Consider the following 19,647-nt stretch of genomic DNA (forward strand, 5'->3'; position numbering starts at 1 on the left):
GAACGCCTCGTCGTACTTCGTCATGAAAAACACCCCAAAGATTGGATCAACGTCCAACTTTTGGGGTGCAGTTCACATGCGGCGTGCCGTTTTCATATCGACGCGGTCCGGGCCGCATCAGACTTGGGGGGGCTGGCGGCTTACTTGTGACGGTCCGCCGAGCTTTCGAGCTTCTGGCCACCGCGCTGAATGTCCTGGCCGAGCCCCGCCATCGTGTTGCATCCAGCCAACAGTGTGGCAAACAAAATGCACCAGATCCAACCTTTCTTCACGCCGGGCTCCTTTCGAGGATTTCAAGAATCGAGAGATTCAGGGATTGAGGGATTTGCGCCGATTTTACCGCTGCTGTGAGCGGGTTTGACATCTGGTATGTGCCAATTTGTAAATCGTGCATCGGGCGCAACGCCAGCCGCTTCTCAGGCGTGGGACGCCAGCAGTTCCCGGGCGCGCTGCTGGATTGCCGCATGGGTCTGGAGCAGCCAGGTCGCAGGGAATGGCTGCGCCAGCAGGTAGCCCTGCACGCTGTGGCAGCCCCAGGCACGCACCGCCTCGAGCTGCTGGCGGGTCTCGATCCCCTTGGCGCAGACCGACACGCCGGCGCCCCGGGCCAGCCGGCAGGCGGCCCGCAGGCTGTCGGCACGGTTGGCGGAATCACCGGGCCGGGGGGCATGGCCCAGCCGGCGCGCGTCCAGCGTGACGCGGTCCGGGTGCAGCGCCGCCAGCAACTGGCGGCAGCCCGGGCTGTCGTCGAAATCGCCCAGCGTCAGTTGCAGTCCGCGCCGGCGCAGGGCGGCAAAGCGGGCAATGATGTCGGCGTCGGCCGGCACCGCGCTGGCCGACACTTCGATGCACAGGCGGTCCGGTGCGATGCCGCCTGCGTCGATGGCCTGGGCCAGTGCCTCCACCATCTGCGGGCGGTGCAGCTGGGCGCTGGAGGCCAGCAGGGTGAATTGCAGCGGGGCCACGTTTTCGGCGGCGCGTACCAGCGGCAGCACGCTTTCCAGCAGCCAGCTGCCAATCCGGCCGACCAGCCCCAGCGACTCCACCGCCGGCAGGAAATCCTGCGGCGCCACCCGCCCGAGCGCCGGATGGTGCCAGCGCAGCCGCACGGTGTAGCCGCTGACCACGGCGCTGGCGAAGTCGGCGCGCGGCTGCAGCTGCAGGCTCAGTTCGCCGCGCTCCAGTGCGTCGGGCAGGGCGGCCAGCAGGGGCGCGGTCGGTGGCGCGGCGGGCTTGTCGGCGCGCGCCAGGCCGTCGCCTCCCCGTCGATCGACCCGCAGCATGGCGTCCAGGGCCTGCTGCAGGCTGCGTTCCGCCGGGATATCCGGATGGTCGGTGGCCACGCCGATGCTGCACGAAATAAACAGCTCGAAGCCCTCCAGCGCGAACGGCCGGGACAGGTCGTCGGCCAGCCGGCTGGCCACCGGGCCGGGGTCGGGCTCACCGTCCGGCAGCGCGGTAATGACCACCAGGTCTGCCGGCGCCATCCAGTGCATGATGGCGGCGGGCGGCAGCAGGCAGGCGATGCGTGCCTGCACGATGGCCTGCAGCCTGGCCGCGCGCCGGGGCCCCAGGGTTTCGCAGGCGCTGGCAAACCGGTCCAGGCGGATAGAAAGGATCGTCGCTGGCTGCCCGGTGCCGGAGCGGCGTGCCGCTAGCGCGGACACCAGGGCGGACGGCTGCATCGCGCCAGGCGCGCCCGCGGCGTTGTCATCGGCATCAGGATGCATGGATGGTCTTGCGGGCAGCCTGTTGAAGGCCGTGCGCTGCCCGCGTCTCCCCGGTATCAGATTTGGTCGTTCGGCTTGCCGCTGGGACGGCCGCCGGCGCTTGTCGTCAGGCCTTGGTAATCCACGCCTGCCACGGCCGCATGCGGGCCGCACAGGCCGATCATAAGCGAAGGGGAAGGTGCGGAACATTGCAAATTGCGCCAAGGTGACTTGGTCGCAACCTGCAACTTGATATGGATCAATATGGCCGGAATTGGCCGTGATCGTGGATTGACGCCACCGCCGGAATCCGGCAGCGGCGGATGGGCTGGCCTGATCAGCCGGTGGTCTCTTCCTCAGGTCCTTCCTGCGGGGGCAGGCGCGCGGCCAGCACTTTGTCAATGCGTTTGCCGTCCATGTCGACGATCTCGAAGCGCCAGTCGCCCCATTGCACGCTGTCGGCGATCTGCGGCAGGCGGCCCAGCAGCAGGAGCAGCATGCCGGACAGGGTGTGGTAGCGCTCTTTTTCTTCCTCGGGCACCTGGCGCAGGCCGATGCGGTCCTTCAGTTCCGGGATCGGGATCAGGCCGTCGAGCAGCCACGAGCCGTCGTCGCGCTGCACCGCCCATTCCTCGCCGGCGGCGTCGGCCTTGAATTCGCCGGTGATGGCCTCGATCAGGTCCTGGAGCGTGACCAGACCCAGCACTTCGCCGTATTCGTCGATGACAAAGGCCATCTGGCCGCCGGAGCCGCGGAAATTCTCCAGCAGCTCCATGCCGGTCACGCTCTCGGGCACGAACACCGCCGGCTGCGCCGCGGCCTTCAGGTCGGCTTCCTCGCCGCGCAGCCGGCGCGCCAGCAGCTGGCGCGCGCTGACCACGCCGATGATGTCGTGCATGCCGCCGCGCACGACCGGAAAGCGCGAGTGGTCGGATTCTTCGATGCGGTGCAGGTTTTCATCGAGCGTCTCTTCCACGTCCAAGTACACGACATCGCCGCGCGGCACCATCAGCGATGCCAGCTGGCGGTCGTCCAGCCGGAACACGTTGCGCACCATGGTGTGCTCGTGCTGTTCGATCACGCCGGCTTCGGAACCCTCGACCAGCAGCGCGTGGATTTCTTCCTCGGTCACGCCCGGGCCGCGGTCGACCTTGGTGCCGAGCAGCCGCAGCACCAGCCGCGTTGAGCTGGACAGCAGCTTGACGAACGGGGTGGAGGCCACCGCCAGCCAGCCGATCGGGCGCGCCACCAGCCGCGCGATGGCTTCGGGGGCCATCTGGCCCAGGCGCTTGGGCACCAGTTCGCCCAGCACGATGGAAAAGTAGGTCAGGCCGGCCACCACGATGGCGGTTGCCACATAGCCGGAGGTGTTAGGCGACAAGCCGAAGCCTTGCAGCCAGAGGCCCAGCGGCTGCGCCAGCGTGGATTCGCCGACCACGCCGTTGAGCACGCCGATCGACGTGATGCCGATCTGCACCGTGGACAGGAAGCGCGTGGGGTCCTCGCCCAGCTGGACCGCGGCAATCGCGCCGCGGTCACCGTTCTCGATCTGGCGCTGCAGACGTGCCTTACGGGCCGTGACCAGCGCGATCTCGGACATCGCGAACAGGCCGTTGAGCAGAATGAGCGCCAGTAGTATGGCAATTTCCATCAGGGTACGCGCTCTTTGCGTGTGAGTTGAAAGCACCAAGCATACCATCCGCGCATGACGGCCCGGCGGTTCCCCGGTGCAGGTGATGGTGGCGCCTCCGCCTGGCGTGGCGATAACTAATGGAGATAGCTCGATACCTAATATTCAATAGATAGTTATCGTTGGCTGCGCCAGACTTCCGCCCATGGCAGCACCTGTGCCGCCTTCCGAACAGCCTGGAGCCTACAGGCGTGCGAATCACAAGGAGACAGAATGGAAAGCCAATGGACGGCCGTGCTGGTGGAGAAATTCGGCCATAGCTTCAGCGCTTACGAACTGGATGGCGGCGAGCGCCGCTTCAGTGTCCAGTTGCCTGACTATCCGCATGAATTCGTGGTGGACCGCGAGCGCCTGTGCGGCTACGTCGGCCACTATGGCGTGCAGACCTTCGCGCACGCCGGCGACGGCGGCGCCGCAGTGATCGCGGTCGACCTGATGCGCGGCGCAGTGCGGGCACGGCTCGATTGCTCGCCCTATCACCGTATCCATGGCCTGCAGATCGACCGGCAAGGACGCGTCTACGCGCTGAGCGAGCGCGACAATATGCTGGTGGTGTTCGAGGCGCCGCTGGAGCACCCCGTGCCTGACCGCGCCGTGCCCGCGGGCGGGGTGAAAAGCCATCTGTTCGTGTTGTCGGCCGATGGCGAGCGTGCCTATGTGACCAACCTGCTGTCGCATACCGTGACACTGGTCCACCCCTACGATGCCACCCGCGCTCCGCGCGCGGCGTACGCCGGCAGGCGCCCCGAGGGCTGCTGCCTGAGCCGCGACGAAGCGGCGCTCTACGTCGCCAGCCGCGACGATCACAGTCTGACCCGGCTGGACGCGCGCACGATGGAAGCGGTGCGCACGGTGCCGACCGGCGAGGATCCCACCCGCATCTACTGGTCGCCGGACGACCGCCTGTTCGTGCTCAACTACGGCGAGCGCAGCATCCGCGTTTTCGACCCCGACACGCTCGCCGAAACCGGCCGGGTCGACACCGGCGCCAGGCCGATTGCGCTCGCCTTCCATCCGGCTGACCCGAGCCGCGCCTATATCGCGCTCAACGACCACACCGTCGGCCAGCTTGACCTGCCTGGCCTGGCCCTGCGCCATGCCTTCACCACCGGCAAGGAACCGGACGGTCTTGCCATCCTGGCTTTGCCGACGCGGTAGTCAACCGGCGTTCACGGCCGCGAAGGCAGCGCGGATGCCAGCGGCCCATACCCGGAAATCCATACGGAGACAGAGTATGAAAGGCTTGGACCAAGCCGGCGCCGGCACGTCGGTCGCCATCGATGCGACACCACTCACCGGTGCCGCCAGCATTCCAGCCCAGCGCTGGTGGCGCATCATCCCGCCGATCCTGATGGTCTGCATCGTCTCGTACATGGATCGCGTCAATATCGCCTTCGCGATGCCGGGGGGGATGGGCGATGCGCTCGGTATCGGCGCCAGCATGGCCGGCCTGGCCGGCGGCATCTTCTTTGTCGGCTATCTGTTCCTGCAGATTCCCGGCGGCAAGCTGGCCGTGCGCGGCAGCGGGCGCAATTTCATCGCCTGGTCGATGCTGGCCTGGGCCGTCATTTCCGTGCTGACCGGCCTGGTGCGCAACGAGACCGAACTGCTGATTCTGCGCTTTGCGCTGGGGGTGGCCGAGGGCGGCATGCTGCCGGTGGTGCTGACCATGGTCGGCAACTGGTTTCCCGACCACGAACGCGGACGCGCCAACGCCCTGGTGATCCTGTTCGTGCCGATCGCCGGCGTCATCACCGCGCCGCTGTCGGGCCTGGTAATCGCGGCGCTCGACTGGCGCTGGCTGTTTATCGTGGAAGGCCTGATTTCGCTGGCCTGCCTCGGCGTGTGGTGGAAGCTGGCCTGTGACCGGCCGGAGCAGGCGCGCTGGATTTCCGCCGAAGAGAAGGCTTATCTGCTGGCCCGCCTGCGCGAGGAAGAGCAGCAGGCAGCCGCCGCTGGCGCAAGCGTGGGGCAGGGCGCGGCCGGCACGCGGGCGGTATTGGCGCACATCCTGTCGCAGGACGTGATCTGGCGCCTGATCGCCGTCAATTTTCTCTACCAGATGGGGATCTACGGGTACACGCTGTGGCTGCCCACCATCCTGAGGGGCCTGACCGGAGGCGGCATGGGGCAGGTCGGCATGCTGGCCGTGCTGCCGTACCTGGGCACCATGGCCGGCATCCTCGCGATCTCCTCGCTGTCCGACCGCACCGGCCGGCGCAAGGACTTCGTGGTCTGGCCGCTGCTGGGTTTCGCCGCCTGCCTGGCCGGTTCGGTCTGGTGGCACGACAATACCTGGCTGTCCTATGGCCTGCTGGTCGGCAGCGGCTTCTTCCTGCAGTCCGCGGCGGGGGTCTTCTGGACCCTGCCGCCACGGCTGCTGGCCGCCGAGCACGCGGGCGTGGCGCGCGGCGTGATTAATGCGCTGGGCAACCTGGGCGGATTCTGCGGTCCCTATGCCGCGGGCGTGCTGATCGAGCGCGTCAGCGCGGGCGCCGGTGTCTACCTGCTGGTCGCCGCGCTGGTGATGGCCGGCGCCCTGGCCGCCACGCTGCCGAGGCGGTGCCGATGAGCAGCGTAACAACTGCCGCGCTGCCCGCAGGCCTGGCCATCGTCGACGCCCACCACCACCTGTGGCAACTCGGGCGCGGCCGCTATCCCTGGCTGCAGGACGAATACCGGCCACAGAGCTTCTTTCTCGGCGATTACCAGGCCCTGCGCAGCGATTACCTTGAGGCGCAGTACGCGCATGACACTAGCGCCGTCACAGTGCTGGCCACTGTGCACGTAGAGGCCGAACGCGACCGCCGCGAAGCCGTCGACGAGACCGCGTGGCTGCACGGCCAGGCCTGGCGCCCCGGCATGGCTGCCGCGGTGGTGGCCTACGCGCCGTTCGGCACTCCAGGATGCGCGGAGCTGCTGGCGCGCCAGGCCGGTTTCGCGCGGGTCAGGGGGATCCGGTGCAAACCGCTGACAGCCGCGGCGCAGGGCGAGTCAGTGGCAGGGCGGCCCGGGTCGATGCAGGACCAGGCCTGGCTGGACGACCTGGCGCGGCTGGAGCGCCATGGCTTGTCGTGGGACCTGCGGGTACCGTTCTGGCATTTGCGCGAGGCGGCGCGGGTGGCGGCCGCCTTGCCGGGCGTGCCGATCGCGCTCAATCACGCGGGCCTGCCACTGGACCGCTCGAAGGAGGGCCTGGCCAGTTGGCGCGCCGGCATGGAGGCGTTGGCCGCCTGCGCCAATGTGTCGGTCAAGCTGTCGGAGTTCGGGCTGGCCGGCGGGCGCTGGGATGCGCAGGGCAACCGCGGCATCGTGCGCGAGGTGCTGGCGATATTCGGGCATGAGCGGGCGATGTTCGGCAGCAACCTGCCAGTGTCGGGCCTGAGCGCGGACTTGGGCACGATCCTCGGCACGGTGTGCGAGGCGCTGCCGGATCCCGTCGCCAGGCAGCGCGTGCTGGCTGGCAATGCGGCCAGGTTCTATCGGATCAATGTTCCAAGGCCGTCCGAGCTGGCCTAGAACCAGCGGCAGGCACAAGCATGCTATAAGTCCTATCTTCGCCGCAGCCCGGCCACCATGCCAGACCTCCCAGCCACCCTCTCCAGTGCCGCCACCCTGCGCAAACGCTTGCATATGCGGCATCTGCGCCTGGCCCTGGCCCTTGCCGAGCACCGCTCGCTGCGGCGCGCCGCGGCACAGATGGCGCTGTCCCAGCCAGCCGTCACCAAGGCATTGCACGAGCTCGAGAGCGTGGTCGGCACGTTGCTGTTCACGCGGCATGCGCGCGGCATCGAGCCGACGGTGTTCGGCGAGGCGCTGATCCGCTATGCGCGCGTGGTGCTGGCCGACCTGGATGCCCTGCACGATGAATTTGCCGCCATCGCCGCGGGCGAGGTGGGCAAGGTGCGGCTCGGCTCGATCCTGGCCCCGGTGCCTTCCGTTCTGTCGGGCGTCATCAACGCGCTCAAGGCACGCTATCCGCGTTTGCATATCGTGATGCAGGTCGATACCAGCGACGTACTGGTACAGGCGCTGCGGCAGGATGCGCTGGACGTGGTGATCGGACGCATTCCCGAAGGCACGGTGGCCGACGATCTCGACTTCGAGCCACTGTTCGAAGAGTCGCTGGCCATCGTGGCGCGCGCCGGCCATCCGCAGGCAGGCAAGCGCGGCGTCAAGCTGGCTTCCCTGGCCGGCTATCCCTGGATCATCCCGCCAGCGGCGGTGCCGATGTGGCAGATCATCGACCAGACCTTCCGCGACAACCGCGTGCCGCTGCCGGAAGACATCATCGAGACTTCGTCGATCATGGGCACGCTGCCGCTGCTGGCGGATAGCGACCGCATTGCCGTCGTGCCGGGCGCGATCGCGGAGTACTTCGTCGCCCTGGGTGCGCTGGCGGTCCTGCCGGTGGCGATGCGCGGGCGGCTGGTCCCCTATGGGATTGTGCTGCGCCGGCGGCGGGCCGCGACGCCGGCCATGCGCCTGCTGATCGACGCGGTGCGCGCGGCGGGGCCCGGCGCTCCGCAGGCGATGACTGAATTGGAGCCATTACCTGCAAGGTAATGGTCATACGCCGCGGTGCATGCTGTAATGCATGCCATGGACACGCTGACCCCAGCCTCCGAGGCCACCCTCGACTTCCCCGGCCTGCTGCGCTACTGGCGCAGCAAGCGCGGCTACAGCCAGCTGGCGCTGTCGCTGGCCGCCGGGGTGTCGCAGCGCCACATCTCCTTCCTGGAATCCGGCCGCGCCCGCCCCAGCCGTGAAATGGTGCTGGCGCTGGCCGAGCGCCTGGGCGTGCCGCTGCGCCAGCGCAACCGGCTGCTGCTGGCCGGCGGCTTTGCCCCGGCCTACAGCGAACACGCGCTGGCTTCGCCGCCGCTGCAGATGGTGCAGCAGGCGATCGCGCTGATCCTGGCCAAGCAGGAGCCGTACCCGGCCGTGGTGCTGGACCGTTTCTGGAACCTGGTGGATGCCAACCCGGCCTACCGGCGCATGCTCGAGACCCTGCTGGGCGGGCGCGAGCCGGCATCGCTCACGGAAGGCAGCCACAGGATCAACCTGATGCTGACCGTGTTTGATCCGGAGGGCCTGTGGCCGGTGATCGAGAACGCGCGCCAGGTCGGGCGCTACCTGTTGCGGCGCGTGTGGCAGGAGCTGCAGGTGCAGGCCCACGACCAGACCGCGCGCGAGATCTTCGGGCGCATCGCCGCCTGGCATCCTGACATGGTCGGGCCGGGCGGCGCGCTGCTGCCCGAGGACGACGGCACCGATGGCCCGCCGGCGCCATTGCTGCCGGTGGTGCTGCATGCGGGCGCGTTCCGCGCGTCGCTGTTCTCGACCCTGACCACGCTCGGCATTCCACAGGACATCACGCTGCAGGAGCTGCGCATCGAGTGCTTCTTCCCGGCTGACGACGCCACCCGCACCTTGTTTGAAGCGCAGGCCGGGGCTGCAGCGGCCGCTGTCAGAAGCGGTAGCGCAGGTAAATGACGTGGAAGGTAGTGCCGGGATTGGGGTCCTTGATGCCGCCATTGGACAGGTGCTGGAACCGGTAGCCCGCGGCAAAGCGCCGGTCCTTGCCCACCGTCAAGCCGATCCCGGCGTACTCCGAGAACTGGAAGGCGGTGGAAATGTCGTGGTTGGCCGAGGTGTGCGTGCTGGTCAGCAGGCGCGGCCCGACCGACAGCTCGAGGAAGGGCACCCAGGTGTGGCGCCACCATGCGATCCGCACCACCGGCGAGGCACCAAACTCCCATAGGTCGTTGGGCTGGTTGTCGCTGCTGCTGCGCCAGCGCGCAATGTTGACCTCCCATTGCAGGTCGACCTGCCAGCCTTGCGGATTGCCCCACGCAAAGCCCGAATCCCACAACATGGCGACCTCCGCCTTCTGCACGTCGTGGCCATCGTCGAAGCCGTAGCCAAGCTGCACGGCAGGCGCGGCGCGTGCCGTCGCTGCCAGGCACAAGGACAGGGCAAGCAGGCCCGCGGCGACGGTGCGGCGCACCCGCTGTTGCCACGCATGTCGGCAGGGCGGGGGTGGATGGAACGAGGAACAACTCACACGGCGGTCTTGTCTGGCTTCTGGTTCGTGTCGGCGCATGGGAAGCACGGATGAAGAGGTGCTGCGTTGTTGTCCGGCAAGGCATGAGCCGGCCGCCACGGCGGGCGCCAGCTTGCACATGCGCTGCCTCCCTGCCTTATTTGTAGTACACGCGAGGCCACGTTGCGATGGTCGGATTTGTTCAAGCGTGGTCGAGCGCCCGTCCGGCGCTCTGCGTCGGGACAAAGAAAAAAATAATCGTGCTAACATTCGCGCGCCGGCGCCGGCTACAAGGCCGCGCCGGTTCGTTACGTCTTCAGGGCGGGGTGAAAGTCCCCACCGGCGGTATGCCGCGGCGCGCAGTGCGTGTCCGGCGAGCCCGCGAGCGCTCGCATTCCCGTGCGAGGTCAGCAGACCTGGTGAGAGGCCAGGGCCGACGGTCATAGTCCGGATGAAAGAAGATGGGCGGAGCTTGCCCGCGCGGCCCGGCGCCTTGCCCGAGCCTTGCGGTTCGCTGTTGCCTTGCGCCGCGCGCAGGGCGCGGCTGTTCGTGCGTGCGCTTCAGGCGCGGCGTGCGGCGCTGCAACTCCGTTGATCCTTCCCCTGGAACGCCCATTGATGCTGAACAAGGAGCGTTTCATGCCTAGCCTTTCCACCGAAGCTGTTGCACCCGAGGTGTCCGCGGATCTTGCCGCCGATGCCGCCCCCCGTTCCCTGGCCGCGCGCATCGCGCAGGCGCTGGACGCCATGCGCGAAGGCCGTCCGGTCGTGCTGCTCGACGATGACGACCGCGAGAACGAGGCCGACCTGATTCTGGCCGCGGAACGCCTGACGAATGCCAATATGGCGATGATGATCCGCGAATGCAGCGGCATCGTCTGCCTGTGCCTGACCGAGGACAAGGTGCGCAGCCTCGGCCTGCGGCCGATGGTCGAGCACAACCGCAGCCAGTATGGCACCGCCTTCACGGTATCGATCGAAGCCCGCGAAGGTGTCGGCACGGGTGTCAGCGCCGCCGACCGCATCACCACCATCCGCGCTGCCATTGCCGGGGATGCGGGCACCGATGCTGTGGTCAGCCCCGGCCATGTGTTTCCGCTGGTGGCGCGCGACGGCGGGGTGCTGGTGCGCCGCGGCCATACCGAGGGCTCGGTCGACCTGGCCCGCATGGCAGGCCTGTCACCGGCCGCGGTGCTGTGCGAGCTGATGAACCCCGACGGCACCATGGCACGCCGGCCGGAGGCGCTGGCCTTTGCCGAGATGTACCAGCTACCGGTGCTGACCATCGAGGACCTGGTGGCCTGGCGCCGCCTGCACGACTGAAAAGTCGCCGCCTGCACGCACCCCGGCATGCAAACGCGCCCGGGATGCGTGCTTCCTGTGCGACAATGCGGATCGCTTTTTCCCGTCTATATGAGGGCAATTCCATGATGTTCCGCATTTTTAGGCACGCAGCCGCGTTTGCTGGCTGCCTGCTCGGACTGGCCGCACCGCTGGCGCATGCCGAAGGCAGCGCCGTGACGGCGCCGTCCCCCGTCCCCTCCAGCACCACCCGCCCGGCTGCCGCCGCTGGCCTGTACGAGTGCCAGGTCGCTGGCACCGGCACGGTATTCCGGTCCACGCCCAGGGAAGGCTGCCGGCTGGTCGCGGCACCCGATCCCGCCGCCCCCGATCCGCAACGATGGCTTCCCCTGATGGGTGCCAACGGCGTGATTTCGTATTTCGATCAATCCACGGTGCGCCGCCAGGGCACCGAAGTCGGCGTGGTGGTGATGCGCAATTCGCCGTCGGGGGTGATCCGCACCGCCAGCGGCGAGCCGATCCGCTCGTCGCTCAAGCGCATGGTGCTGAACTGCGCCACGTCCATGTTCGCCGTGGTCGAGCAGACGCTCTACAGCAAGCGCTTTGCGCGCGGCGATTCGCTCTATACGATCCGCGCGCCGCAGTACGGCACCTTCCAGGTCGCCGGCCCCGGCACGATTGCCGGAGAGTTGCTGCGCAAGCTGTGCCGGTAAGCCTGGCGGCGAGCGGCGATCCACGGCTGCCTGTCCAGCTCCCTATCAAGGTTTGTCCCGGTCAACGGCGCGCAAACCTTCCTCGTTGATGCTGGTGACAGGGCGCGAGCCAAAAGCGCCCGTCATGGCAGGCATCCCTGCCATACCTACCCGCAGGGCAAACGAGGAGACGGAAATGAAGAAATGGATCGTCATGCTGTCGATGGCAATGTTCGGTGCGGGCGCGATGGCGCAGACGCCGGCTACTCCGGCGACGCCTGCCACCCCGGCCACGCCGGCGGCAGCGTCGACTGACAAGGCCGCGCCGGCCAAGGCAGACAGCAGCAAGGCCAAGGCCAAGAAGACCGGCAGCAAGAAGAAGAGCCACGCGCCTGCGGCCAAGGATCCGACGAAGAACAAAGGCGCCTGAGCGCGCTGATGATGGCGGCGGGCGCACGGCTCCCCGGCAAGCGGGGAGGCAGGCTGCGCCCGTGACTGCCATGCCGCCACGCAGATAATGGCCGGCCGCGCCTGCATGGCGCGGACCCGCCGTGCGCAGGACAGCCCCGCGGCACGCGTTGCGTGTCTTCCGGGGGGATAGAGCAGGGCATGTCCGGGCGGATCGCAACCAGGAGGCTTCGGCCTCCTTTTTTTCGTCCGCTGCCGCAGGGCGGCTGCCGCCGCGCCGGCTTTGCGCCTGCGCCGCCGCACGCTATGCTTGCGGGCATCGTGCCGGACCGGGCGTGGAGCCCTCGCGCCGGCGCAGGCCAACTCGGACGGGAGCGGTCTTATGGCAACGCTAGCGGTGTGGCGGCGGTGGCGGCGATTGACGGCATTCTGGATGGCGGGACTGGGCTGGGTGATAGGCACGCTGTGGATGCAAGCCAGCCTGGCTGCGCCGGCGTCCGAGCCCGCGGCCGTGCCGGCTCCGATCGCCGTGCGCAGCGGCGCTGCGGTCGAGCTGCGCCTGATGGATAGGCCCATCGCCACCATGCGCGCCGAGATCGCGGGAGCCACCCCGGCCATGCGCGTCTCGCGCGCGCAGCTGGTGTTCGACGACCTGACGGAAAGCGAACTGGCACTGCCGCTCGGGCAGGTCAGCGGCACGTTCGGCGATGCGCCGATGGTCGCCTTCCGGCTGGGCAACCGGCTCTTGTTCGCGCTGACCTCGCAAGACCTCTCCCCGGAGGATCACCTTACGCTTGAGGCTGCCGCAACGCGCACCGCGGCGGGCCTGCGCCAGGCCATTGCCGCGCGGCGCGCGCACCTGCACTGGCCCAACCTGCTGCGCGGCGCCGCGCTGAGCCTGCTTGGCCTGGCCGTGCTGGCCGCGCTGACATGGGGCGTGGCGCGAGCCGGCGTGGCCCTGCGCGCCCGCCTGCAGGTGGCACTGGAGCGCCACCTGGCGCAGCGCGTCGGCGGCCAGTTCGACTGGACCGGCGCGCTCTACCAGCTGGTTGCCCGCATCGTGCAGATCCTGGCGATCGGGCTGGTGCTGGTGCTGGCCTTTGCCTGGCTGGAGTTTGCGCTCGAGCTGTTTCCGCTGACCCAGCCCATGGGCGACCGCATGGGCGCCTTTATCGTCGGCTTGCTGTCGCAGATCGCGCTGTCGATGGTGTCGTCGGTGCCGGGCCTGGTCACGGTGGCGGTGATCGTGCTGATTACCCGCGCGGTGCAGCGGCTGGTGTCGAATATCTTCAAGGCGGTGCAGAAGGGCCAGATCACGGTGCCCGGCATGCATCCGGAAACCGCGGGCGCCACGCGGCGGCTAGCGGCGGTGGTGATCTGGGCGCTGGGCTTCACCTTTGCCTACCCCTACATCCCGGGCTCTGACAGCGATGTCTTCAAGGGGCTGTCAGTGCTGCTGGGCTTCATGGTGACGCTGGGATCGGCCAACGTGGTCAACCAGCTGATGAGCGGCATGGTGGTGGTGTATTCGCGTGCGCTGCGGCGTGGCGACATGGTGTGCATCGGCGATACGGTGGGCACCGTGGCCTCGCTCGACGCCCTGTCGGTGAAGGTGATCAACCTGCGCAATGAAGAGGTGACGCTGCCCAATGCGGTGGTGGTCGGCAGTGCCATCCATAACTACACCCGGCACGGCAGCGTGCGTGATCCCCGCGTGCAGGAAGGCTGGCAGGCTGCGCTGATCTCGACTTCGGTCACGATCGGCTACGACACGCCCTGGCGGCAGGTCCATGCGCTGCTGCTGGCAGCCGCCGCCGAGGCGGCGCATATTGCGCCGTCGCCGACGTCATTCGTGCTGCAGCGGGGGCTGTCCGACTTCTACGTCGAGTACGAACTGTTCTGCGCGCTGGACCATCCGCGCAATCGCTTCTACGCGCTGTCGGCACTGCACGCGGCGATCCAGGACCAGTTCAACACCCACGGGGTGCAGATCATGTCGCCGCATTTCATGGCGCAGCCGGACAAGACCGTCTACGTGCCCGGAACCAGGTGGTACGAGGAACCCGGGTCGCCGCAGGTCGATCCGGCGGCGCGGCCGCATCGCGCGCCGTCGCGCGCGGCATGAACGCCGGCGGCGCGAGCGCTCAGCGCCGCTTACTCATCGACGTGGCGCGACTTCCATTGCCCGTTGGACTGCTTGCAGAACCAGCCGCTCCAGTGCTCTTCAGCGCTGCCGCGCTTGAGGTCAGACTTCAGGCGCCGGCAGGGCTGGCCCTTGTCGGTCTTGCTTTCGACCGGCGTGATGGTGCCGTCGATCTGCTGGCGCCGCCCCGCCGCCGGGAACGTCCATTCAACCGTCTTGCCGTCGGCCGTATCGTTCAGTGCGGTGCGCACTGACTTGGCCAGCGATGCGCCTTCCTTGTCGTTGAGCGTGCCGATGATGGTGCCGCTCAGGTAGTTGTCGAAGTACGCCTGCGCCGGTGCCGCAGCGGCAAACAGCAGGGCGGCACCAAGCGCGCCAGTGACGGCGGCGCGCAGGGCAGGGCGGACAGGGCTGACGGTAGGGTCGGATGGCCGAGGCAGCATGACGATTCCTTGTGGCTTCGTGGTGGCGTTTGGGTGGCATTGTAAGCGCAATGCAGCGCCGCAGCGGCGCTGCGGTGCGGTTGACACGTGCCAGCCGCTGACCTAGCGTTGATTGTTGCCCCCGCGCTTCGCGTCGGCCGGCAGCGGCGCCTGCCGTGCGCTTTGCAAGGCAAGCGCCTTTCCCCCAGCGAGAGGAGATCCCATGAAGCTGAGCTATCTGACCATCGGCCTGGCCCTGGCCTGCGCATTCGGCACGCTGCACGCCCAGACCACGGGCAAGGCCGACAAATTCAATCCTTACACCGACGGCGCCAAGCAAGACAAGTTCAGTACCTACTCCGATGGCGCCAAGCAGGACAAATTCAGCCCGTACTCGGATGGCGCAAAAAGCGACAACGTGACTTCGCTGAACCCGGGTGCCCGCCCTGACCAGATGGAGCCGATCCAGGGCGGCGCGCAGAAATCCTTCGACTCATATAGCCAGGGTGGCATGAAGAGCGGGAAGTTCGATCCGTATTCCGAAGGCGCCAAGAGCGGCAAGTTCGATCCGTACAGCGAAGGCGCTAAAAAGTAACACCGTATTAAAAGGGCCGGCTGCCGGTCGGCCCCGATCCGCACCAGATTCTCGCAGCCGGGAGGCGTTCGCCTCGCCGGGGCTTGCGGCCGTGTGACCCCGACGCCCGCAAAGCCTTGTCCGGAGCGGCTTTCAGGCAACCTGGCCAACATTTTGTTTCAAACCTTGCGTGATCGAAACGTGACTTTTGCGTCTCGAATTGTTATGGTTTATTGCGCATCGCAACAAACCGGACACAGTGCCCCGCGGGCCGTCTGCCTCGTGTCCGGGCCTCGCCACTCGGCGCAGGGCCCGTCTCTTGCTGTGTCGTCCTTCGTTCCGACCGCCGATGCCGGTCACCCCGATTCAACCGCTTACCCTGGCATACATGTCACAGATCGCCACGCCACGCCTGTCCATTCCCCATACCTTGCCCGCCGCCGGGCCGGGGGCCCGCCGCCGGGCGGCGCGGGCGGGTGTGCGGATCGCAGCCTGGCTTGGTGGCAGCGCGCTGGCGCTGTGTGCCATGGCAGCCCAGGCGTTCGATTTCGACACGGTGGCGGCGCGCGCGCGCCAGCTGGCAGCCTCGCCTTACAAGGCGCCCCCGCAGAACCTGCCGCGCGAGTTGCGCGAGCTGTCGTACGAGCGCTACCGCGAGATCGAATACAAGCCCGAGCGCTTTGCCTGGCGCGGCACGCGCGTGCCGTTCGAGCTGTCATTCTTCCACGAGGGCATGGTGTTCGACCAGCCCGTGCGCATCCATGAAGTGGTGGGCAACAGCGTGCGTGAATTCCGCTTCGACCCGTCCGCGTTCAACTACGGCCCGCACAAGGTCGATGCCGGCAAGCTCAAGGGCCTGGGCTTCGCGGGCTTCCGCATCCTGTATCCGCTGAACCAGGGCAAGCGCAAGGATGAGCTGGCGTCGTTCCTGGGCGCGAGCTATTTCCGCGCGCTGGGCAAGGACCAGTGGTACGGCTTGTCGGCACGCGGCCTGGCGGTGGACACCGCGCTCAATTCGGGCGAGGAGTTCCCGCGCTTTGTTGAGTACTGGATCGAGCGTCCCGGCCCCAATGCCAAGGAGATCACGATCTACGCGCTGATGGATTCGCGCCGCATGAGCGGCGCGTACCGTTTCACCATCAAGCCCGGCGCCGAGACCGCGATGGAGGTCAAGTCGCGCCTCTACCTGCGCGAGAACGTGACCAAGCTGGGCCTGGCGCCGCTGACCAGCATGTTCCTGTTCGGCGAGAACCAGCCGTCGCCCGCACAGGATTTCCGTCCCGAGGTGCATGACTCTGACGGCCTGTCGATCCACCTGGGCACCGGCGAATGGGTCTGGCGCCCGCTGGTCAATCCCAAGCGCTTGCTGGTCACCTCGTTCGCGGCGACCAATCCGCAGGGCTTCGGGCTGATGCAGCGCGACCGCACCTTCAACAGCTACCAGGAGATCGGCTCGTGGTATGAGCGCCGGCCGAGTGGCTGGGTGCAGCCGCGAGGCAACTGGGGCTCGGGCCGGGTAGAGCTGGTGCTGATCCCGACGCCGGACGAGACCAACGACAATATCGTCGCGTACTGGGTGCCGGACAACCCGCCCAAGCCGAAGCAACCCTTCGACTATGAGTACCGGCTGCTGTGGCAGAAGGACGGCGAACAACAACCGCCGCTGTCGTGGGTGACCCAGACCCGGTTGGGGCAGGGCCAGACCCGCAACAAGGAAGACACGAGCTTTTCGCTGGTGGTGGACTTCGAAGGCCCGGCCTTCGGCAAGCTGCCGGCGAACGTGCGCATCGACCCGGTAGTTTCGGCCGATGCCAACGGTGAGCTGCTGAAAACGTCGGTGCAGCGCAATGAGGCGACCGGCGGCTGGCGCATGACCATGGTGATGCGCCGCAAGGACGAAACCAAGCCGGTTGAGTTGCGCGGCTATCTTCGCAACGGCAATACAACCCTATCCGAGACATGGAGCTACATCTTACCCCCAGGCTAAAGCAGCGACCGGCCAAGGCGGCGGCATGCGAGCGCTATGTCGACCGCCTGCCGGTATCGCCTGAAGTGCGCAGCGAACTGCTGGCAGACGGCGCGCCCGCGACGCCGGTCGCACCGGTCACGCCCGTGGCATCCGTTGCCCCCGTGATCGCCGTTACCGCCGACGGCCGCGATGCGCAGGACGCGATCACGCGCCTGCAGTCGCGCCTGGCGGCCAAGGACACGCCGCCCGCGCAAGGCGGCAGTGCCTACGCCTCTGTCGGCCGGCGTTTCACGATCGCATACGGCAATCCCCAGGTGGATAGCGCACCGCTGCTGCAGCGGCGCGAAGACGGCACCGTGAAGGTCGACACCGGCCCCGAGCCCGAGCGCAGCTCGATGGTGCCGCGCCAATGGCCGCCGCATATCGTCACCGGCTGGCTGCGCAATACCTGGCGCCGCATGCTCGGCCGCCCGCCCGTGCCCGAGACCTGGGACACGCTGCACGACGGTCCCGATGCCGAAGGCAAATGGCATCCCGCCGGCTCGCACCGACGCTGGTTCCTGCTGGGCCTGGTCGTGATCCAGACCGTGCTGGCCACCTACTTCATGAGCAACGTGCTGCCATACCACGGCGCCGATCCGCTCGAGATCGCCATCCTGGTGCTGTTCGCCGTCCTGTTCTCATGGGTGTCGGCCGGCTTCTGGACGGCAATGATGGGCTTCCTGGTGCTGGCCAAGGGCGGCGACCGCCACCTGATCTCGCGCTCGGCCGCGCCCGACGGGCCGATAGCGCCCGAGGCGCGCACCGCGATCATCATGCCGATCTGCAATGAGGACGTGACGCGCGTGTTCGCGGGGTTGCGCGCCACCTATGAATCGCTGGCGCGCACCAGCCACCTGTCCAACTTCGATTTCATCGTGCTGTCGGACAGTGGCAATCCGGACCTGCGCACCGCCGAGCATGACGCGTGGATGGAGCTGTGCCGCGCCGTCGGCGGCTTTGGCCGCATCTTCTACCGCTGGCGCCGCCACCGCGTGAAGCGCAAGACCGGCAACGTGGCCGACTTCTGCCGCCGCTGGGGCAGCAAGTACCGCTACATGGTGGTACTCGATGCCGACAGCGTGATGAGCGGCGACTGCCTGGCCACGCTGGTGCGGCTGATGGAAGCCAACCCCGGCGCGGGCATCATCCAGTCCGCACCCCTGGCAGTGGGTCGCGAGACCCTCTACGCGCGCGTGCAGCAGTTCGCCACGCGCGTGTACGGGCCGCTGTTCACGGCCGGCCTGCATTACTGGCAGCTGGGTGAATCGCACTACTGGGGCCATAACGCCATCATCCGCGTGCATCCGTTCATCGAGCACTGCGCGCTGGCGCCGTTGCCCGGCCGCGGCCCGCTGTCGGGTGAGATCCTGTCGCACGACTTTGTCGAAGCCGCGCTGATGCGCCGTGCCGGCTGGGGCGTGTGGATCGCCTACGACCTGGAAGGCTCGTACGAAGAACTGCCGCCGAACCTGCTGGACGAGGTCAAGCGCGACCGCCGCTGGTGCCAGGGCAACCTGATGAACTTCAGGCTGTGGCTCAAGCAGGGCTTCCACGTGGTGCACCGCGCGGTGTTCCTGACCGGCATCATGGCCTACCTGTCGGCGCCGTTGTGGCTGCTGTTCCTGCTGCTGTCCACGGCGATGCTGGCCAAGCACGCGCTGGTGCCGCCGGAGTACTTCACGCAGCAATACCAGCTGTTCCCGACCTGGCCCGAATGGCATCCGGAAAAAGCGCTGGCCTTGTTCTCCGCCACGGCCACGCTGCTGTTCCTGCCCAAGCTGGCCAGCGTGGTGCTGCTGCTGAAGCAGGCGCGCCGTTATGGCGGGGCGGTGCAGCTGATTGCCAGCATGCTGATCGAGGTGATGCTGTCCGCGCTGCTGGCGCCCACGCGCATGCTGTTCCACACCAAGTTCGTGATCGCCGCGTACAGCGGCTGGGGCATCTCGTGGAAGTCGCCCCCGCGCGAAGACGCCGAGACCAGCTGGGGCGAAGCATTCCGTCGCCACGGCTGGCACACCGCCCTGGGCCTGGCTTGGGGTGGCCTGGTGTACTGGCTGAACCCGTCCTACGTGCTGTGGCTGCTGCCGATCGTGGGCTCGCTGGCGCTGTCGATCCCGTTGTCGGTGATGCTGTCGCGGGTGTCGTTCGGTCGCGCCTCGCGCAATGCGGGCCTCTTCATGATCCCCGAGGAGACGCAGGTACCGCGCGAGATCGTCGAGACGCAGCAGCATGTCGAAGCCGCGGCCGAAACGCCTGACTTTGTCGATGCCGTGGTGGACCCGGTTACCAATGCGCTGATGTGCGCGACCGCCACGCCGCGCGTGGTGCAGCCGGAATCGGCACGCAAGCGCCATGAGGCCCTGGTCGAGCATGCGCTCACGCATGGCCCGCGCGCGCTGACGCCCGCGCAGAAGCATGTGCTGCTGGGCAATCCGTTTGCACTGGCACGCCTGCATGAACTGGTGTGGGGCTCGCCGCTGGCCGATGCCGGCTGGAAGGACACGCGCATCCTGGTGCGGCGCGCGGCCAACGTGCTGCCGCTGCGCCCGCGCGCTGCCTGAGCGGTACTGACCCAAACGAGAACGGCCCGCATCTGCGGGCCGTCTTTCTTTTGCGCGGGCGGCGTGCCGTGCCGCATCAATTGCAATCG

Annotated in this window: 17 protein-coding genes and 1 riboswitch; of the genes, 12 read left to right on the forward strand and 5 right to left on the reverse strand. The window is 67.7% G+C overall.

Annotation, left to right across the window (positions count from 1 at the left end; all coding sequences use genetic code 11):
* Positions 1-140: 140 nt before the first annotated feature.
* The 3 genes from AC3WRI_RS20960 to AC3WRI_RS20970 form a co-directional block, all read right to left on the reverse strand.
* Positions 141-272: an entericidin A/B family lipoprotein gene (locus AC3WRI_RS20960; protein ID WP_011617079.1), complete on the reverse strand. Its 132-nt coding sequence runs from the start codon at positions 270-272 to the stop codon at positions 141-143.
* Between the two features lie 144 nt (positions 273-416).
* Positions 417-1,730, reverse strand: a complete 1,314-nt coding sequence (locus AC3WRI_RS20965; RefSeq protein WP_011617080.1) for a GGDEF domain-containing protein — start codon at positions 1,728-1,730, stop codon at positions 417-419.
* 316 nt (positions 1,731-2,046) lie between these two features.
* Positions 2,047-3,360 (reverse strand): hemolysin family protein, encoded by a 1,314-nt coding sequence (locus AC3WRI_RS20970; protein ID WP_010814147.1) that lies wholly within the window; start codon positions 3,358-3,360, stop codon positions 2,047-2,049.
* Between the two features lie 252 nt (positions 3,361-3,612).
* Here AC3WRI_RS20970 and AC3WRI_RS20975 point away from each other — a divergent pair, with 252 nt between their 5' ends.
* The 5 genes from AC3WRI_RS20975 (at position 3,613) to AC3WRI_RS20995 (ending at position 8,895) form a co-directional block, all read left to right on the forward strand.
* Positions 3,613-4,557 (forward strand): YncE family protein, encoded by a 945-nt coding sequence (locus AC3WRI_RS20975; protein ID WP_011617082.1) that lies wholly within the window; start codon positions 3,613-3,615, stop codon positions 4,555-4,557.
* A gap of 76 nt (positions 4,558-4,633) precedes the next feature.
* Complete coding sequence (locus AC3WRI_RS20980) at positions 4,634-5,971, forward strand: MFS transporter (RefSeq protein ID WP_010814149.1); 1,338 nt, start codon at positions 4,634-4,636, stop codon at positions 5,969-5,971.
* Positions 5,968-6,918: an amidohydrolase family protein gene (locus tag AC3WRI_RS20985; RefSeq protein ID WP_011617084.1), complete on the forward strand. Its 951-nt coding sequence runs from the start codon at positions 5,968-5,970 to the stop codon at positions 6,916-6,918. The genes AC3WRI_RS20980 and AC3WRI_RS20985 overlap by 4 nt, the downstream gene beginning before the upstream one ends.
* A gap of 57 nt (positions 6,919-6,975) precedes the next feature.
* Positions 6,976-7,965 carry a LysR family transcriptional regulator gene (locus tag AC3WRI_RS20990; protein ID WP_011617085.1) on the forward strand — a complete coding sequence of 330 codons (990 nt, stop codon included), beginning with the start codon at positions 6,976-6,978 and terminating at the stop codon, positions 7,963-7,965.
* Between the two features lie 36 nt (positions 7,966-8,001).
* On the forward strand, positions 8,002-8,895 hold the full coding sequence (locus tag AC3WRI_RS20995) for a helix-turn-helix domain-containing protein (RefSeq protein ID WP_041688388.1): 894 nt from the start codon (positions 8,002-8,004) through the stop codon (positions 8,893-8,895).
* Here the strand turns inward: AC3WRI_RS20995 and AC3WRI_RS21000 are convergent.
* Positions 8,870-9,409, reverse strand: a complete 540-nt coding sequence (locus tag AC3WRI_RS21000) for an acyloxyacyl hydrolase (protein WP_041688076.1) — start codon at positions 9,407-9,409, stop codon at positions 8,870-8,872. The two genes, AC3WRI_RS20995 and AC3WRI_RS21000, sit on opposite strands and share 26 nt — an antisense overlap.
* Before the next feature lie 344 nt (positions 9,410-9,753).
* Positions 9,754-9,912: riboswitch (FMN riboswitch) on the forward strand.
* Between the two features lie 172 nt (positions 9,913-10,084).
* Here AC3WRI_RS21000 and ribB point away from each other — a divergent pair.
* From ribB to AC3WRI_RS21020, 4 genes are all read left to right on the forward strand, one after another.
* Positions 10,085-10,768 carry a 3,4-dihydroxy-2-butanone-4-phosphate synthase gene (ribB, locus tag AC3WRI_RS21005; RefSeq protein WP_155737100.1) on the forward strand — a complete coding sequence of 228 codons (684 nt, stop codon included), beginning with the start codon at positions 10,085-10,087 and terminating at the stop codon, positions 10,766-10,768.
* A 104-nt stretch (positions 10,769-10,872) separates the two neighbouring features.
* Positions 10,873-11,460, forward strand: coding sequence for a surface-adhesin E family protein (locus AC3WRI_RS21010; RefSeq protein ID WP_492294003.1), 588 nt, complete (start codon positions 10,873-10,875; stop codon positions 11,458-11,460).
* 175 nt (positions 11,461-11,635) lie between these two features.
* Entirely contained in the window at positions 11,636-11,869 is a 234-nt protein-coding gene (locus tag AC3WRI_RS21015) for a hypothetical protein (protein ID WP_011617090.1), read from the forward strand.
* 360 nt (positions 11,870-12,229) lie between these two features.
* Positions 12,230-13,972 (forward strand): mechanosensitive ion channel family protein, encoded by a 1,743-nt coding sequence (locus tag AC3WRI_RS21020; RefSeq protein ID WP_492294005.1) that lies wholly within the window; start codon positions 12,230-12,232, stop codon positions 13,970-13,972.
* Positions 13,973-14,001: 29 nt separating this feature from the next.
* Here AC3WRI_RS21020 and AC3WRI_RS21025 read toward each other — a convergent pair whose 3' ends face one another.
* Positions 14,002-14,433, reverse strand: coding sequence for an RT0821/Lpp0805 family surface protein (locus tag AC3WRI_RS21025; protein WP_010814158.1), 432 nt, complete (start codon positions 14,431-14,433; stop codon positions 14,002-14,004).
* A gap of 202 nt (positions 14,434-14,635) precedes the next feature.
* On the opposite strand from AC3WRI_RS21025, the gene AC3WRI_RS21030 reads away from it, so the two are divergent.
* The 3 genes from AC3WRI_RS21030 to mdoH all read left to right on the forward strand — a co-directional run bounded on the left by AC3WRI_RS21030 (position 14,636) and on the right by mdoH (position 19,558).
* Positions 14,636-15,007 (forward strand): hypothetical protein, encoded by a 372-nt coding sequence (locus AC3WRI_RS21030; protein WP_010814159.1) that lies wholly within the window; start codon positions 14,636-14,638, stop codon positions 15,005-15,007.
* Positions 15,008-15,374: 367 nt separating this feature from the next.
* Positions 15,375-16,973, forward strand: coding sequence for a glucan biosynthesis protein G (locus tag AC3WRI_RS21035; protein ID WP_037025456.1), 1,599 nt, complete (start codon positions 15,375-15,377; stop codon positions 16,971-16,973).
* Positions 16,946-19,558: a glucans biosynthesis glucosyltransferase MdoH gene (mdoH, locus tag AC3WRI_RS21040; protein WP_492294007.1), complete on the forward strand. Its 2,613-nt coding sequence runs from the start codon at positions 16,946-16,948 to the stop codon at positions 19,556-19,558. The genes AC3WRI_RS21035 and mdoH overlap by 28 nt, the downstream gene beginning before the upstream one ends.
* Positions 19,559-19,647 lie beyond the last annotated feature (89 nt).

Source organism: Cupriavidus sp. FW305-27, assembly GCF_058787995.1.